General features: G+C 38.4%; 9 protein-coding genes and 1 tRNA gene. 5 read left to right on the top strand and 5 right to left on the bottom strand.

Features of this window, described 5'->3' with window-relative positions; all coding sequences use genetic code 11:
- Window positions 1-437: 437 nt before the first annotated feature.
- The 3 genes from C9J46_RS19880 to C9J46_RS19870 form a co-directional block, all read right to left on the bottom strand.
- On the bottom strand, window positions 438-2,531 hold the full coding sequence (locus C9J46_RS19880) for a tRNA(Met) cytidine acetyltransferase TmcA (protein ID WP_107291418.1): 2,094 nt from the start codon (window positions 2,529-2,531) through the stop codon (window positions 438-440).
- 100 nt (window positions 2,532-2,631) lie between these two features.
- Window positions 2,632-3,606, bottom strand: coding sequence for a ParB/RepB/Spo0J family partition protein (locus C9J46_RS19875; protein WP_045085007.1), 975 nt, complete (start codon window positions 3,604-3,606; stop codon window positions 2,632-2,634).
- A gap of 7 nt (window positions 3,607-3,613) precedes the next feature.
- The gene (locus C9J46_RS19870) at window positions 3,614-4,828 is read right to left on the bottom strand and encodes an AAA family ATPase (RefSeq protein ID WP_045085008.1); all 1,215 of its coding nucleotides are present in this window, start codon (window positions 4,826-4,828) and stop codon (window positions 3,614-3,616) included.
- 1,357 nt (window positions 4,829-6,185) lie between these two features.
- Here C9J46_RS19870 and C9J46_RS19860 point away from each other — a divergent pair.
- The 4 genes from C9J46_RS19860 to C9J46_RS19845 all read left to right on the top strand — a co-directional run bounded on the left by C9J46_RS19860 (window position 6,186) and on the right by C9J46_RS19845 (window position 15,984).
- Window positions 6,186-8,186: a replication initiator protein RctB domain-containing protein gene (locus C9J46_RS19860; RefSeq protein ID WP_107208293.1), complete on the top strand. Its 2,001-nt coding sequence runs from the start codon at window positions 6,186-6,188 to the stop codon at window positions 8,184-8,186.
- A 167-nt stretch (window positions 8,187-8,353) separates the two neighbouring features.
- A complete protein-coding gene (locus C9J46_RS19855; RefSeq protein WP_107291417.1) occupies window positions 8,354-10,654 on the top strand; it encodes a patatin-like phospholipase family protein in 2,301 nt (766 codons plus the stop codon).
- Window positions 10,655-11,057: 403 nt separating this feature from the next.
- Window positions 11,058-15,455: a M36 family metallopeptidase gene (locus C9J46_RS19850; RefSeq protein WP_107261952.1), complete on the top strand. Its 4,398-nt coding sequence runs from the start codon at window positions 11,058-11,060 to the stop codon at window positions 15,453-15,455.
- 244 nt (window positions 15,456-15,699) lie between these two features.
- Window positions 15,700-15,984: a hypothetical protein gene (locus C9J46_RS19845; protein ID WP_105061657.1), complete on the top strand. Its 285-nt coding sequence runs from the start codon at window positions 15,700-15,702 to the stop codon at window positions 15,982-15,984.
- Window positions 15,985-16,028: 44 nt separating this feature from the next.
- Here the strand turns inward: C9J46_RS19845 and C9J46_RS19840 are convergent, their stop codons facing one another.
- Both C9J46_RS19840 and C9J46_RS19835 read right to left on the bottom strand, forming a co-directional pair.
- The gene (locus tag C9J46_RS19840; RefSeq protein ID WP_105061658.1) at window positions 16,029-16,832 is read right to left on the bottom strand and encodes a helix-turn-helix transcriptional regulator; all 804 of its coding nucleotides are present in this window, start codon (window positions 16,830-16,832) and stop codon (window positions 16,029-16,031) included.
- 73 nt (window positions 16,833-16,905) lie between these two features.
- A complete protein-coding gene (locus C9J46_RS19835) occupies window positions 16,906-17,529 on the bottom strand; it encodes a hypothetical protein (RefSeq protein ID WP_107291416.1) in 624 nt (207 codons plus the stop codon).
- Window positions 17,530-17,797: 268 nt separating this feature from the next.
- Here C9J46_RS19835 and C9J46_RS19830 point away from each other — a divergent pair.
- A tRNA-Ser gene (locus C9J46_RS19830) sits at window positions 17,798-17,888 on the top strand.
- Window positions 17,889-17,896: the final 8 nt, after the last annotated feature.

Here is a 17,896-nt window from a genome sequence, read left to right as displayed (position 1 = left end):
TCATTGTATTTACAGTGTAAATACTCGTCATCAATTTAAATATTTACACTGTAAATTACATACACATTAGATTGCATATGTAGTTTACAGTTAGGACATACATTATCACCCAACCTTTCAATTAAATAAGTGAGTATCAGCTACCTCTTCCAAACGCCACAAATTAATATAAAAATATTTTTCGACCGAAGAAATAAAAAGCATCATTCTACGATAAAAAGAAAATATTCCAGGCAAGTTCTGTAGAGGCGCTTAGAAGTAAGAAGTAAGAAGTAAGAAGTAAGAAGTAAGAAGTAAGAAGTAAGAAGTAAGAAGTAAGAAGTAAGAAAAGAATAAACGGGTAATTTACAGTGTAAAGTGAATATCCAATTTACACTGTAAATAAAAGAGAGAAACAATTTACACTGTAAACAGTACTCCCAAAATCGAAGCCATCACTAGATAAGATTCTCGCTGACAAATTCGCGAAGAATGCTTTCTGCTTGTTTTCGTCCAGTATATTTGAACGTAGAGATAACATCAGTCCAAGCTTGGCGCTGCATCACTTTTGCGATTACAAAAAACAATTCTTCATTTCGAGTACAATCATCACTTAGTAAATAAGATGATAACCTTGTTTCAATACTTGCAACCACATAATCATATCCTAACGCCCCCAAACAAAAGCCTTTAAGTTGAGACTGAATAAAGGGTTCAGGAAGTTGATAATCAATTGGATGAGTCTTCCCATTTCTATATAAACGAAGAAATAATTCAGGTGCCAGTTGTTGAAACTGTTCTACTCTTTGAGCGCAAAAACTCGCAGAAAATAAAAGAGCAGCATCATTGAACCAAGAATCATAGCAGTAAGGATTGAATACCTTAACGCAGAGTAATGAATGAAGCCCACTGGCCGCATCTCTATTTATGCCTAAACGAATAGGAGTAAAACCTGCGTTATGCCAAAAATTTACTAGTTCATCAGAAGCACCAAAACTTGTACCAATATAGTCAACGCCGCACGACAAAGCGTACTTCTCAGCACGAGATAATAACTGATGACCGATCCCCTGACGATGAAGTGCCGGTAAAACAGCAATACGTAATATTCGATAACAAGACTGTTTCGCTGCCGCTTTTAAACCTAGGTGTGCTGCGATAGATTGCGCTAATAAATGCCCTTTGATTCTTCGCTGTCCAAGCATAACCGCTTGCGCTAAATCCTCATCAAACGCGCCTTCTTTGACGAGCAAACAACAACCAATCACGTGTTGTTCCGTACGGGCGACGAGTAGGTGTTGGCTAGCATCATCAAGAAGTTGTTGAACATCATTGGGAGAGGTTTGGTAGTGGGCATGAATTAATAGACCAACTATTTGAGACAATAAATTTTTATTGGCAACAAGCTCTGACTTAGTAACGCGTTCATAAGAAATGGTCGCATCAGATAATGTCTCTATTGTTGAGTACTCTGCATTAAGCAGTAATGCATTGAAAACCCACTGCTCTAACGGATCGTTGACTTGCCAACGAATAGGTTGCTCAATATGAAGCGCTTTCCACTGCGGCATTTTTTTATTGAGGGCTTGCTTAAATTTAATTTCAAAACCACGCCCTGTCCCTTCATAACCATGAATCGTCGTGGCAAAGACTAACCGATTATGTCTATTCAATAGCGCGATCAAGGTATCACCAGGAATCGCTGCAGCTTCATCGACAAGAATAAAATCATAATTATCTGCAACATCACAAATAACATCTTGCGCAATAAAATGTAGCTCACTCCCTTGGCATAATAAGCGATGAGGGTGAGTGGTATCAGCGTCAACCAAGCGTTGCTGGGCATGCGAAAAAACGGTAGATGCACAAGAAAAAGAAGGAGACGTCACCGCAATTTTCATTTTACGCGTTAGCATTAATTCAGCAGCAGCAATACCTAACGATGACGATTTACCTCGCCCTCTATCAGCCGATAAAACTAACGGGCGCTTCCTATGACCAACAGCAACTTTGATAATGGCATCAACCGCAAGCTCTTGTTGTTGCGATAAGCAAAACCGAGGAGCACTAGAGATAAAATCAACACTATTAGGTGACTGGTGAATCCAAGGTTTAAATATCGGAATAGGCGTATCTTGGCATAACGTAATCACATCAGGATCTGCACACAATAATGATAGCCGCTTCATAAATGGAGAAATATTAGCATCGCTTTTCCATCCAAGATGTAAGAGTAATAACATTACCCCGCCCCCTTTTATTGTGCCGGACAACGCACCAATAACATTCGCATCAATACCGTGATGAGCGTTAATTGCAATACAATCTGTTTCTTGTCCCAACCACTTTTTCGCTGTTTTAAAAGGACAATGAAGCATAGAGTCAGGCGCATTATCACCCGCCCAAAGCATCGCTGAATAGTGTTCAGAAAATACTTGCGTGATCTGAGTTGACCAGCAAAGATCACCTTCAACAATAACAAGTCGACGGCAATTAGCTGCAAGAGAGTCCCCATGAAGCTTAGAAATAAACGTAGGAAGAAGTGATAACATACAATAACCTGAACAACATGATTGCTGAGATCATAACATGTGAAACAAAATTGAGATGAAAAAAAACCACGCTAGAGTGCGTGGTTTTAATAAGAATTGATTATTTCAGATAATCATTTAAATAATCAAGAATGTCACTGACTTGGCGATCGCTCATTTTTTTCAAACGTAACTGTAACTTATCACCATCGCGGGTATAACTTACTTTACCTTTAATAAGCTCTTGAGAACTTGGTTTTTCAACAACAGCTTTTGGCTGAAGTGCATCACCCATCTCTTCAAGTTTAACCGTCACTTCGCGAGTAATACGGCTGATCCCTTGTGCTTTGATTGTTTTCCAAAGTGCCGTATTTTCTGCACTTAGCTCTTCAATCATCTTTTTCTGTTGTTCAGCGTCTAAGCCAAAAAACACACGGTGAAGTTTAACTATCGTAGGACGGCCAAGTTCGCCAACGCTAGGATAAGCCATCAGCAATTCCATCGGTAAACTTGCCGCTTTTAAAGCACCACTCACCAGGGCTTCACTGCATTGTAAATAACGTGCTAACTCTTTTTGATCCGCAACTTTTCCACTATCAAGGAGATGTTGCATCTCTTTACCACGCTCAAATAAACTTAACGGTTTATGAGCGTTAGCGACGTCAGATAAAAATTTAGCGTGTTCAGTATTAATGCCTTTAGCAACATAAATTAAGAAATCTTTATGAGCTAAAATACAAGACATTCGACGGCGGCTACCGTCTAAAACTTCAATACGACCATCATCTAACCAACGACCAACAGCGGGATATTGCTGTCCACGATCTTTCAATGTCGATAATATATCAGCGAGTGCATGCTCATTTAAAAATGCTTGTTCACGTGCATTCTCAGCAAAAACAGTGGTTTTAGTACTGACATCATCTGCATTAATTTTGATTAATTCAAACGCAACTGTTTCTTCACCCGCTACCGCTAATTCTATTACAGCAGCTTTATCGCGCGCAGCTGTTTGTGCTTCTGTTACATTAGTCGCGCGACGTTTGTCCGCTTTACCGAACAGACGAGCATTAAGATCAGTTGTTTTAATAGCCATCTGTTAGTTACTCCTCGTTAAGATTTGCCCAGTGGCTATGCATAACGCGTTCTAGTTCTAAACCAACGCGTTGAATAGCCTCTTGGGCGGTTGAAAGGGTCTTTTTACCCCCTTCAAACTCTGCTGCCGTTAAATCAAATACCGTACTATAGGTATCAGCACAAGTTTCAAATGCACGGCTACGTGGCACTGTTGCCATCATAACTTGATCACGAAGCAGGTAATTCATTTCAGTTAACACAGAAACTTGCTTCTTATTATCGTCTTCAAACATTGTCGGCATTAAACGAATAAATTCTAAACCATGCCAATCTTCAGGGAACATCTCGTAAACAGTCGGTAAATGCTGGAAAAAGTTAACAGTAGATGCCCAGTCAAGACGTTTTGCAGCACAAGGAATGATTAACGCATTAGATGCATACATTGCATTCCATACCAGTGGGTCAATGTGAGGACCCGTATCAATCATAATAATGTCGAATTCATCTGCAATTGGATCAATGACTTTTTCTTTGAGTAAACGAACAATATCAAGATCTTGATTTACTGCAAGATCTTGCCATGCATCAGCATTAAACATCGCATCTTCAGGGAAGGCCGCTATCGTTTTAAGGTTAGGATATTGGGTTGGCATAACCACATTATCTTTTAAGAAATCTTTATCCATTTCAACGCCATCAGGTACGTTATCAAGCATAACGTCAACAGCTGAATAAATCGTTTCTTGTTTTCCCACACTTATAAGAGGGTTTAAAAACAGACGTAATGAACCCTGTGGATCAAGGTCGATAAGACAAATACGATAGCGTTTATCTAAATCTAATGCTAAACAAGCAGCGATATGAACCGCTGTCATTGATTTACCCGTACCACCTTTCTGATTCTGAACATTAACAACCCAAGGTTTACGGCCAGCACCTTCTCTCTCATGAAAAGCCGGTTTTTTTGCCGCTTTCATCAGCTTATGGGCTTCTTCTAATGTAATAGAGTAGTGATTAGCATTATTTTTCGTAAATTGATGACCATCAGCCTCCATACGAGAAATTGCATCATCAAGTTTACGTCTTGTTAACCCTGAGCGTGTTTCCATTAAAGCCTTAGACATCGGAGGGAATAGCTCCTCACGACGCTCTTCTAAAACAATCTCAATTCGGTCCGCTTGTACTTGTTTTGTTTGCTCTGCAATGTTGAGCAAATTTTGGATCGTCTGTTCCCTATTCATTATCACTCTTCGCCATGATGATAGACTGAGCAATATTGTACAACAAACACAGAACATAACAATAAAAAGCTGAACAATCAGTGTGATATTAATCTAAAGTCAAAAAGCTTTATGTTTGATAAAAGCAGATATGAGATAAATATTTGAACATTTTATGACGTTAACTATGTGATTAACTACTCGAAATAAGAGACAGATTTAAAGTGTTACAGCGTCACAACTTTACAATGTAAATTGATTTTAGCTAGGTATTTACAGAAGCATGAGAAAAACAAGCTAAGTTACGGGAGATGTTATTTCAATTTCAGATACAGCTAAAATTAGACAAATAACGATAAGATCTAACACTATGATGAAATTGAATAATTTCATAGCTATTTCATTAAAAAAATTATGAAATAGCAAATAAAGCCAGATCTCATCACCTAAAAGTCGAAATAGAGCGAACAAAATCTTGATCATTGTTCCGAGAAAATAGCTGCGATCACGAAACGATGATCAAGTGCTCTAACGGCAATATAAATCAGAACTTCAATCGATTATAAGATCAAATTTTCAGGAAAAATGATCAAGGTAAAAGGGAGGCGCTAGCGCCTTACAACAATAGTTACGGAAGCATGATCGAAAGGTGATAAGTTACGGTGAATGTAGGTTCAATAAGGGTTTAGCACACAAAACCTCCCTTAGAAGGTGTCCAAAAGGTCAATATTGAATAAATAGTACAGATATTTGAAATGCAGATTCATTTACTTGATCATTTTTCCTAATATTAAACGACAAAATAGGCACTTCTTTAGCAACATAACGAATCAATGTAATATGGATTAATCGTTATGGTCGCGGTAATTACTTTTTATCCGACTTTAAAAAGTGAATAGAATTTAAACAAAATGGTTCGAACGGCACTTACATGATCATTGTTCCGACTAAAAACGCCTTAATAAATGACTTTTACAGCGTGGAATTAAAGATCAATCAATACAGATAAAGGATTACTGTGGATAACCCTGTGAATAAGCATTGAATCTATTATGATCATGCTTTCAATTGAATGTTGATCATCGTTTCAGAATCCAGATGATCATGCTTCCTATGTTATGATGATCATGTTTTCAATCAACTGTTGATCACACTTCCAATAAAACCATGATCATTGTTCCGTAACGTCACTATTTTATCTTCTTTTAAAACAAAATGTTACATTGTAAAATAGAACCAGATCATTAGATCAGTTAATCAAATAGATCAGAATTAATCATAAAGATCAGTATTAAAAATCTTTAAATAAAAAACTTTATTTATTGATCTTTTTCTATTAATCTTTGCGGAAAGATGATGAATCTACGGCCAATGACAAATGAAACAACCTCGTAATAGTGAAAATGCCCCAATTGAAAAAATATTGATCGAAGCCCCTAGATCGCACAAAGATGGTCATTTATTTTTGATCCATTCAAATCTTGTCGATTGGCTTCCGCAATATCAACATTTCAAAGGGGTCACCAAAAGTATTATTGAATTGCTCAATATTATTTCGCTACGTGGTTTATCAAGCAAAGATGGTTATGTATCAACAACTGAACTTGTTGAAGCAACGGAAGGTCAATTAACGCGAGCGGCAATTCAGCAACGTTTACGTGCAGCTGTGAGTGTTGGTTTATTTAATCAGCAGCCTGTAAGGTTCGAAGAAGGCTTAGCCGGTAAAACCATGCTGCATCACTTCATCAATCCATCTTTGCTGATCTCTCAATTGGGCACGGGGAGTTTACAATCAGACCAATTTAAAGAAAAAGAAAAACAAAAACGTTCAAAAGCATTAGCACAAAATCATGTTAATCGACGCTTACTGACTGAACATGGTTTAGGTACCCCACCTAGTATGCCTGATGAAGCTGATCAAATTGTGGTTTCACCAACCAGCTGGGCAGGGATCATTGATCAAGCGTTAGCGCCACCGAGAACCAAAAAAAGTTATCAAAAATCAATGGTTGCGATCAGTGGTACGAAAGCGATCATTGAGACACGATCATCAAAGTCGATCATGACGGTGGATGATCTCATGACACTGTTTGCGTTGTTTACCCTAACGGTTCAGTACCATGATCACCATATCGCTGATTATGAAATTCAAGCGCGATCGATGGTAAATAAGACGCCAGTCTATATCACTGATATTTTGGCTCTACGAGGCAAAAAAGACAGTGGCCCGGCACGCGATTCTATTCGAGAAAGTATTGATCGTATTGAATTTACTGATTTTCAATTACACGAACTCACTGGTCGTTGGCTAAGTGAAAATATGCCTGAAGGGTTTAAGAGTGATCGTTTTCGTTTTATTGCTAGAACGATCACGGCTTCAGAAGAAGCGCCTCAAGAAGGGGAAGATGGTGAGATCAGGATCAAACCTAATTTGTATATTTTGGTGTGGGAACCGTCATTTTTTGATGAACTATTAACACGCGATTATTTTTTCTTGTTTCCACCTGAAATTTTACGTCAGCATACGCTTGTGTTTCAGTTGTATACTTTTTTCCGTAGTCGCATGTCTCGTCGTGTCAATGACTCTATGCTTTTAAGTGATTTAAATCAAAAGCTTGCTAGAAATATTGAATGGCGACGTTTTTCTTCTGATCTTATTCGAGAATTGAAAAAATTAGCTGAAGGAAAAGTAACAGAAACGATCTTTGCGGTGAATTTATGGGGATACCATTTAACGATCAGTGCTGAAGAGCCTGATAAACGTTACACAGATTATCGTATTGATATTAAATGTGATGCTGATGAAGTGATCCGATATTCACGTGCTAAAACGACTAATGAAGGTAAGCGTACGATGGCACCAACAATGCCAAACCCGTTACGTAATGAGATCATGCCAAAGCAAGAATTAGAACAATTATCCGCCATTATTGATGGTGAGTTTGAACCGATTCAGCGAAAGGCACCGCGTCCGAAAGGCCGATTAGGGCGTCGTATTAAGTTGCGTAAGCATCTTGTTGAGATTAATGCAGATGAATTAACGATTGTGTTATCTAAATATACCTCACCAGAAGCGCTGCAGCGAAGCATAACGGCTTTATCTGCAATGACTGGTCATCCATCATCAGTTATTACTGAAGAGTGCCACGGATACTTAGAGAAGCTAGATTGGTTATATGTTTCTGGTCAAAAAGTCAGTTATGAAACTTTAAGTCGTACCGTTGAGTTATATAACAGTCGCCAAGACGAACGTCATTTATCGATTGAACGTTTAATTTCAGGCTTAGCTGTTAGACGAAAAGTCTGTCAACTTGTCCATGAAGGCCATATTAATGAGCAGGTTTTAAAAGCACTTGATGATGTCGCCAAAGGCATTTAAAGCTGTTGCGTTAGAAAGAAAAAGAGCGTTTTGTACGCTCTTTTTTCATTTTATTAACGGAATATTTAGTATTTAGTGTATTTTATTAAGCGATTCGTAGTTTTAGTGAATATTTTAACGATGAGAGGAACTCGTTGGTTAAAATATTTTCATTGTGATAGCGCTAAATGATTGGGAACTTCATGGTGTTGAAAAAGCATAGAATAATAAAAACCGTATTATTTATGGCACTCAGTGTACAGTCTCTTACAGTGTATGCGAGTGTAGATGAACGTCCCAAACTGAATCGAGAACGGATTGGACTTGTTCTTAGCGGTGGTGGTGCAAAAGGAGCTGCTCACATCGGCGTACTGGAAGTACTAGAAGAAAACCGCATTCCTGTTGATATCGTAACCGGTACCAGTATGGGCGCTTATGTTGGCGGTATGTACGCCATGGGGTTAAGTGCTAAAGAAGTAAAACGTCGTACCTTTGGTGTTAAATGGGAAGAAGGTTACCTCGATCGTGCTAGTCGTAACGATCTTACGTTACGTAGAAAGCAGCAAAGTGATAGATATCAATTACATACTGATATTGGTCTCGACCTGAATGGTGAATTTAAATCGCGTTCAGGCGCATTTCAAGGTCAAGGATTTGCTAAAATTCTACGAGATGTGACTGATAACCTTCCTGCTTTAAAATCTTTTGATCAGCTCGCAATCCCGTATCGAAGTGTAGCTACCGATATTGCTAAAGTGAAACCTGTTATATTAAGTTCAGGTCATTTAGCGACAGCAATGCAAGCATCAATGACAGTACCTGGGGCGTTAAAGCCGGTTCACTTAAATGGGAAACTATTGGTTGATGGTGGTGTTGTTAACAATATGCCTGTTAATGTGGCCAAAGTGCTTGGTGCTGATGCCATTATTGCGGTTGATTTACGTGATAATTTAATGCCAAGTAAAGATCTTGATAGTGCGTTAAATATCGTTGCTCAATTAACGACTTATATGACTAATGCGAGTGCTGATCTGCAAAAAAGTCTCATGGCCGAAGGTGATGTATATCTCCAGCCTGATGTGTCATTTATGACTGCCGCTGATTTTGATCAAATGAAAAAAGCATATTTAGCGGGAAGGAAAGTGGCAACGGCTTCGCTACCAAAATTACTTCGTTATCAATTATCAGATCACGATTATCAAGCTTATATTAAACAAAAACAAAATCGTCGAAGCCAATTAACCGCAGCTTCTGCTTATTACATTGATAAGATAAAAATAAAGAATAATACCCGTTTACCTGAAAAAACCTTATTGTCTCAGTTGGATTTAAAAACTGGTCGAGTAATTTCTAATGAAGAATTAGAGCAAGCAGTTAAACGACTACAAAGTGAAGATGTTTATGGTCGAATTACTTACCAAATTAAGCAAGAAAACGGCGAAAACGTGCTTGATATGGATATTAATGAAAAATCATGGGGACCGGGGTATTTAAACTTTACTTTGGCGTTCGAAGATGATTTTGTCAATCGTTCAAACTTCTCTTTTGGTGCTCAATATCTATATACCGATCTCACTGATAAAGGGGGAGAGTGGCTAACAGAGTTCTCATTAGGTAGTTGGAAAAATATCAATACTGAATTTTATTTCCCACTCGATTATAAACAGCAATTTTTTACAGAAATTGGTGCTGGTGCAAGTAACGAGGTAAGGAAATTCAATCGTCCTACTATTAATTATGTCGATGGGAATCGTGATGATCGGTTTAATATCGAAACTGAATATCGACATGTTAATGGTTATGCTGCTATTGGTTGGAATTTAAAATCATCAGCAGAAGCAGTTCTTGGATACAGTGTTCAAAAAGGCTCTATCACGGTCCTTTCAAAACGAGATAAAGAGAATTATTTCGTGCACGGCCCTTATATAAACTTAATTTATGATGACTTAGATAGTTTCTATTTTCCGTCAAAAGGTTTATATGCGAATGCAACCACGGGTTATAACCAAACAACCAGTGAGTATAAAGATAAGGGTGAAGTAAATGGCAATACCACTTTTTATAACTTATCGATTAAAAAACCGTTTACTTATGATCGACATACCTTGGTGTTAAATGCGAAAACGGCTGGATCTGATTCAGACGAAATATTACCGATATTTGTTCAGGCGTTAGGTGGCTTATTTAATTTATCTGGTTATCACCGTTACGAGTTAAATGGCCGTTACAGTGCATTTACTAGCATTGTCTATCGTTATCGTGTCATGGATAATAACTTTGGCGCATTTAAATTACCTGTTTATGTGGGAGGGTCTTTAGAGCATGGGGGAGTTTGGGCTAAATCTTCAGAAATGTCTTGGGGCTCGGCAGTGACTGCAGGCAGTGTTTATGTTGCTGTTGACTCTATTATAGGTCCTGTTTACTTGAGTTATGGTCAAGCAGAAGACGGCAATAACTCGTTCTACCTTTCTCTTGGCTCTTCGTGGTAATCAATAAAGCAAGGTTAAGTAAATTTACTTAACCTTGCTTATTTTAATTTTGAATATGTTGTGTATTTACATTGTTATGACAAATATATCTACGTATATGGCAAAATAATTACCGATATAACCTTTGTCTTATCGTACTAAGGATTAATTATTTAAGAAGGATCTTGAATTATAATCACTTTTGTATTGTATATTACGTTTGCGAGCATCTTGCTCGCTTTTTTTTTAACTAATATTTTATTTAATTACTTGTTATATTTATCCTATTTTTAACATTTCAATGGTACTTATTTATTAAGTATTTTCTTTCTTTTAAACAAGACAAATAAAAAATAAACCGTTTCTATAATCACAAAGTTAATTTGTATTCGCAAAGTAAACTGAGATAAATAGAGGCTTGCTCATGAAAATTATCCGAGTGTTTATATGGCTCGCAATGCTAATAAGTATTGTGAGTTGTAATGGTAGCAGTGAAGATACAGTAGCACCCAGTAGTGATAGTAAAACTGTAGTCATTGATTTTACTCCTGAATTCACTGCATTTCGTATGGCTATCCCCTCCACAAAAAATGAACAAATAGGAAAAAATACTTCATCACCAATCTTATTAGTGGGGACTTTACAAGCAACGAATACAGCTACGAATGCTGTCGATGAATTCGATTGGAAAGCGTATCTACATCTTGATACGTTTAAAGTGGAATCGGAAACAACGGTTGGCTTAACACCGGGTAATTATGATCTTATGCTTGATATTGAGCATGATGGACAAAAATATCATGGTGAAGCGAACACCAATATTGTCGATGGTAATTCCCCTATTGCGATGAATTTAACCCCTGTATTAGGCAAACTTGATATTGACGTTTCTGTTAATCCTGAAATGGCTAAACTCTTTTTTAAAGTCGATCCTAACGAATTAAATTTATTAGGTTTAGGAACCCCTATTGTTGGTATTGGGCTTGATAATAATCAAGAAATGAAGTTTTTAATCAACAAAAATTCAGCGCAATCTGATCTTTTTTTTAATATCCAATATGGTAGCTATTTCGTTGATATTAATTTCTACAATGACACTGAAAAAGTGGGACATTTAGATATACCAAACCAAGTATTAAATATTGATCAAAATACTGCTATTGCGAATTATGATGTGGTTCCATTGATGGGGGTCAGCGTCATTACATTTAATGAGCAAGGAGAGACTACAGATATCACGGTTAAAATTCCTAACTCGATTATTACCCATGTTCAGCAATTATCAGATCTTAATACTGAGCTTAAGCTATTAGATCCTAACAATATGATAGTGTTTGATGATCAAGTGATATTTACCCAAGACCCAAATACACCTGATAGTTACATCGCAACGCTACCGATGAATTTGAATTTTGCTCAAACACAGATCCATGGTTTGTTTTTAACATTAAAATTTTTCGATACCGCGGATAATCCGACTGTTGCATTTGCAAGTTGTACTTCAGAGAGTTTTCATTTAGAGCATAATGATAAAACCTTAGGCTGTCAGGTGACGTTTAACGATACAACGATTGATGTTGTAACGGCACTTAATGCCCATTTTGTGGTGAATGTTTATGATGTCAACGGTAACCCTGTTAAAGATGCTCAAATCTTTATTGATGATGCAGCAACTCCTATTGGTGTAACTGGGGAAGATCCGTCGACCAGTGATGGTGCGCTGGTATTCAATACATCTATAGGTGAACACGATATTAAGGCTAAAGCGATTGGTTATGTTGCTGAAAAAGTCGTTAATGCTGCACCTCTAAGCATCAATAATGTTGATTTATATTTAATGATCCCTGAATCACCACCAGCAGATGCTGTTGAATCAAGAAACTATGATACGCGGGTATCTTTAACTGAAAATATCAATATTTTACCCAGTACAGAGCAAATAAACCTTGCTAATGACATGATGGTAAGAATACCGCCGGTGAAAATTGATTATGAAAAACGCACAGGTGTAGCGCGTGTTCTTTATAATCAGACAGGCTATTTGACTGATGCTGATCCAAGTAAAACCACAGAGCAAGTGGTGATGGATTTTCTTGAAGATAATCGACGATTATTACATTTATCACCTACCGATATTGCCAATGTAGAGCAACAAGTTTACGAAACAGCGGCGACAGGTGCGAAGCGTTTTTACTTACAACAAAAAATCCATGGGCGTGATGTCTTTAATGCTTTGCTACAAGTAAATGTGAATCGTGATGGTCGTATCTTAAGTGTGAATAACACCTTCTCACCACATATTGATCAAGTGATTTTGAGTAAGCAAGCACCCACCATAACGATTAAGCAAGCGATCATAAATGCGGCTGAAAAAGTAGGGATCAAGGTTCGCCACCAGCCAACCATTGAAAATGAAGATCTTGGCGCAGATGATCAAGCAACAAAAGTTAATGCCGCCAGTGCTTCAAGAGAGCCGATTGACGCTAAATTAGTTTACATGCCAGTCAAAAATGATGAACTACGTTTGGCATGGTCTTTCTTACTCTTTACTCATGATCAACGTCATGTCTATCAAATGTTGGTTGATGCCAATAGTGGTGAACTTCTCGCTTACTTTGATCAGGTTGATGAGCACAGCTATGAAGTGTTTCAATATCCTGTTGAATCACCGAATCATGCAACACCTGTTAACGCTCGACAAATTGAAGTTAATCCGGCGGCAAGTCCCGGTTCACCATGGGGATGGCATGATATAAATGCCACCATTGGTAATGAATATACCATCATGCGAGGTAACAATGTTCATGCGTATAATGATTCAAATAACTCTGGTTCACCAACAGGAGTCGAGCCTGATTGTTTGGCGGGTATAAGTTGTGTCTTCCCACTGGATTTTACTCTACCACCACAAGATAACAGCGATGCGGCTGTAGCAAACTTATTCCACTGGAATAACATTATTCACGATATCACCTATCTATATGGCTTTGATCAAGCTTCAGGGAATTTCCAAGTCAATCAATATGGAGCACCCGGTGCTGGTGGCGATGATGTTAAAGCCGAAGCGCAAGATGGCGGGGGAATGAATAATGCTAACTTCTGGACGCCTGCTGATGGTACACGCCCTCGAATGCAAATGTACCTATGGTCATATACCACTCCACAGCGTGACGGTGATTTTGATAATGCGATTATTGTCCATGAGTATGCTCACGGTATTTCAAATCGTTTAGTCGGTGGCCCTGCCAATGTAAATTGTTTAAGTAATTACCAACGACCATCAGAAGGGATCAGTGATCTTTATGCCTTAATGATGACTCAACCAGCTGGGCTCACAGGGGCCGATCCTCGTGCGATGGGGACCTATGTATTAGGTCAACCAACCTCGGGTGCAGGTATACGTCCGCAACGTTACAGTACTGATTCAACGATAAATAATTATACTTATGAAAGTATTACCTCAGGTATGTCAGTACCTCATGGGGTCGGCTCTGTATGGGCACAAGCGGCATGGGAAGTGTACTGGGCATTGGTTGATGAACATGGTTTTGATATTAACTTGTATAATTCATTAGGGGGAAGCGGTAACCAACGTGCCATGTTGTATTTCACCGAAGGGTTGAAAAATACCATTTGTTCACCAAGCTTTATTGATACACGCGACGGTATTATCCAAGCTGCTATCGATAACTATTCGGGTGAAGATGTGTGCTTAATCTGGCGTACGTTTGCAGGCTTTGGACTTGGTGTTGATGCAATATCACCAAGTAGTAATAGTTTAAATGTTACTAATGGCTTTGGTATTCCAAGCTCATGTGACGAGACTGCTGATGTGTGGGTTGAAGATACCCATTATGATTACTTTGGTCCTGCACCTGATACGGGCAATGAGCCTGATGCCAATATGGTTGGTAAATCGATGTGGCGCAGTAAAGCGATTTGGAACCGTGTGGTTGCAGGTAGCCCTGGTCCGCATCAAAATCCAGAGTTTGGCCAGAAAAATGAAATTTACGTTAATGTGAAAAACCGTGGTGCAGCAACGGCCTTTAATACCACTGTTGAAGTGTATTGGGCACATGCATCTACTGGATTAACGTGGCCTGCGGATTGGACATTGCTGGGTACTGATACCATCGGCACTCTACCCGTGGGGGCTGATGTAGAAGCGACAGTTGCTTGGGAGCCACCAACAACGGGACATTATTGTTTAGTGGCACGATTAATTAACCCACAAGATCCAATGAGCTTCCCTGAAACAGCGAGCATTAACTATAACACCCGTCAGAACAATAATATTGCATGGCGGAATATGAATGTGGTTGATTTATTGATTAATCAGCAGCAAAAAATATCGTTTATTGCTAGAGGGATCGAGACGAATAATCAACAGATTGTTTTGCAAATAGGTCATGATGAACAGCAACGCTTCTTAGTTGATGGTGGTAAATTAGCGATTAATTTGCTTGAGTTTACAGGCGTTGATGAATGGCAAGAGATCACTCAATTACCCTTTATTATTCGTAATTTACAAACCCCAACAGGTAATGCTAATGAAGCAAATGTGCAATTACGCTTTAGCGCCGATCCTATGCCTATTACAGACAAAGAAAGTGCACTTTACCATCTTGATGTGATGCAGTTAGGTACAACAGCGACGGGGAGTAATGAAGAAATTGGTGGTGTATCGTATGAAATTATTACGCGTACTCACTTAACTGATACGGATAACGATCAGAAACCTGATATCCAAGATGATGATGATGATGATGATCAAGTCCCTGATGAGTTAGATGCTTATCCACTCGATGAATTACGTCATTAATTGTTAATAAGTGACACATTTAAGCCTCGCTATTTAGCGGGGCTTTCTTTTGTTGGTTAAATCGTATGTTTACTCTTAGCGTCTATAATGACTCTTAAATTATCAAATACCTGTATCAAAACATGTCTAATGACGAGTAGATGGTAATTAACTGTAACAGTGAATAAATAGCGAAAAGGGAGTGCTTGCTGCGTCAATCGTATCTTAATACTATCGCGAAAATTCAAGTTACTGACAACGTGTGATGGCATTTTTTAAATTAAAAATTACGCATGGACTTTCTCATTACCCTGATATTATTACCACAACGCGGGATCCACAGCGCGCTTTACAATTTTTAAAGTACGATGTATCACCGTATTCGCGTGGTTTTACTAAAATCGTGATCGTGGATAACAAGCAATATGTGAAAAATTTAGCGAATAATGCCACTGCTGAATTTCAATCTGATTATATCCACGATGGTGAATGCAGTGTATTTACTCTACTGAGTAGTAAAATTCTATTTGCTCGTTGGAATCGTAAGTAATTTAATATCAGTAATATGGATGCGAGCAGTAACAATATAGACAATTATATTTTCGGTGGCATCGCCTCATCACCTAAGCGCTGACGATATTGATCGGGTGTACTGCCTGATTGCTTTTTAAACGCAGTAATAAAGGGAGATGCCTGATGATAGCCCAGTGTTAATGCAATCTCTTTTACTGATAAACCACTACGCAGTAAATGTAGTGAGTAGATAAACTTTCGTCGTTGTCTCCATTCGGTAAAGTTCATCCCAAGTTTATCTTTGAAGTGACGGGCAAGGGTACGCTCTGTCGTATGAAGCATTTTTGCCCATTCCGCCAAACTGCGATTATTGGTTGGGTTTTTTTCAAGTTCAATCAATATTGTTTGTAGGAGCTTATCATCACTTGTTGGTAAGTATTGATGGTGTTCTTTACTCATTAATACCTGATCAAACAACACCTTCACTAAGCGTTTATCTTGCGGGGTTTCAGGGCTAACAATCCGGCGCTCGCGTAAATCACTCACCATGGCTTGCATTAATGGGCTGACTTCCAATAAACAGGCATAATTCGGCAACGCATTAGCGAGTGGCTTGGTAATGTTCATTGAACAATAATTTAAACTACGACGAATATAACTTTGATGCTCCATTGCTGGTGGTACCCATAATGCAAACTGGGGAGGGGCAAGAAAGTGTTTACTCTCCGCTTTTAATTCAATGATCCCTCCACTGATTAGTTGCAATTGTCCCCACGGATGAGCATGTTTCATTGTTCCTGTATTTGGCAGAAAAATCGTATGACCAAAAAAGATATCACCGGGTGGATTATTATCATCAAATAAAGGTTGGTATACGTTTTTCATTGAACTTTAGCTGTCATATGATGTGATAAGAATAGTATACGCAGGTTTTAGGTTATTGATCTACTTTGATAACTTATGGGTACCAGTCGATACCGCAAGTTTGTAGTGCTTTAAGGTAATCATGGGCTAAAGGGTAGCGGCCTACGGTTAATCCATGCAATGGAGTTTGAAATATTCGATATTCTAAAAACTCACCTGTTAGCATTTGATTAAATAAAGATTTAGCAGCATCACCTGTGGCAACGGTATAAGGCGATCTAGAAGCCAACGCTTTTGCTGTTACAGTGCTAAAACTGTGTTGTAATTCATCACGCTGATGCATGTTCATATGACTTAAGTAATGATCGTATCCTATTAGAATATGAGGTGTAATATCCATTTGTTGTTGAAGGTAATAGGGCATATCACGTTGCTTGATTAGCCAACGATAATGACTATCTACCTGTAATTGGATATCGCCAACGGGCAAGGGGTTTTGATCTGGGCTGTGCATGCCGACTCTTACCTGATCATGAACCATATCAACAATAGGATAATAGCTGCTATCCGTTTGCATTGGAGAGATTGCGCGTACACGACAAACAGGCTCACCTGTGAGTTCATCAATAACCGTGATGGCTTGCCATTGAGCGGGATAGAGCGCAACACAGCCCGAACAAAAAAAGATAACAGCAATAAGTATTATATAGAGTGGCATATAACATCCTTGTGTATCTCAGTAACGCTTAAAAAGCGCGATAACTGATTTTAGTATATGCAAGCTTTATACATTGTGTTTAATCCCTTGCGAGAAGAGAAGGCATATAAAGCGCGGTATTGCATGAAAAATAGACGTCGAAATGGATAACAAATGGCGATATTGTTACCTTTAGTAACACTCTGATTATTTGTTAATCGAGTGGTGTATTTTCTTAAAATTAGGCTTTACAGATTTTAAATCTATCGGTAATATTCGCCGCACTTACGGAGAGATGGCTGAGTGGTTGAAAGCACCGGTCTTGAAAACCGGCATACGTTTATAGCGTATCTAGGGTTCAAATCCCTATCTCTCCGCCATATTCTAG

Origin of the sequence: Photobacterium sp. GB-36 (genome assembly GCF_003026135.1) — a bacterium.
Lineage (GTDB): Bacteria > Pseudomonadota > Gammaproteobacteria > Enterobacterales > Vibrionaceae > Photobacterium.
Note: the sequence above shows the minus strand (reverse complement) of the source record. Positions and strands in the feature narration are given on the sequence as shown.

Bases quoted from the DNA above. Each gene is read 5' to 3' on its own strand.
- C9J46_RS19880 (WP_107291418.1), bottom strand. From the start codon at position 2,531: ATGTTATCACTTCTTCCTACGTTTATTTCTAAGCTTCATGGGGACTCT.
- C9J46_RS19875 (WP_045085007.1), bottom strand. From the start codon at position 3,606: ATGGCTATTAAAACAACTGATCTTAATGCTCGTCTGTTCGGTAAAGCG.
- C9J46_RS19870 (WP_045085008.1), bottom strand. From the start codon at position 4,828: ATGAATAGGGAACAGACGATCCAAAATTTGCTCAACATTGCAGAGCAA.
- C9J46_RS19860 (WP_107208293.1), top strand. From the start codon at position 6,186: ATGAAACAACCTCGTAATAGTGAAAATGCCCCAATTGAAAAAATATTG.
- C9J46_RS19855 (WP_107291417.1), top strand. From the start codon at position 8,354: ATGATTGGGAACTTCATGGTGTTGAAAAAGCATAGAATAATAAAAACC.
- C9J46_RS19850 (WP_107261952.1), top strand. From the start codon at position 11,058: ATGAAAATTATCCGAGTGTTTATATGGCTCGCAATGCTAATAAGTATT.
- C9J46_RS19845 (WP_105061657.1), top strand. From the start codon at position 15,700: ATGGCATTTTTTAAATTAAAAATTACGCATGGACTTTCTCATTACCCT.
- C9J46_RS19840 (WP_105061658.1), bottom strand. From the start codon at position 16,832: ATGAAAAACGTATACCAACCTTTATTTGATGATAATAATCCACCCGGT.
- C9J46_RS19835 (WP_107291416.1), bottom strand. From the start codon at position 17,529: ATGCCACTCTATATAATACTTATTGCTGTTATCTTTTTTTGTTCGGGC.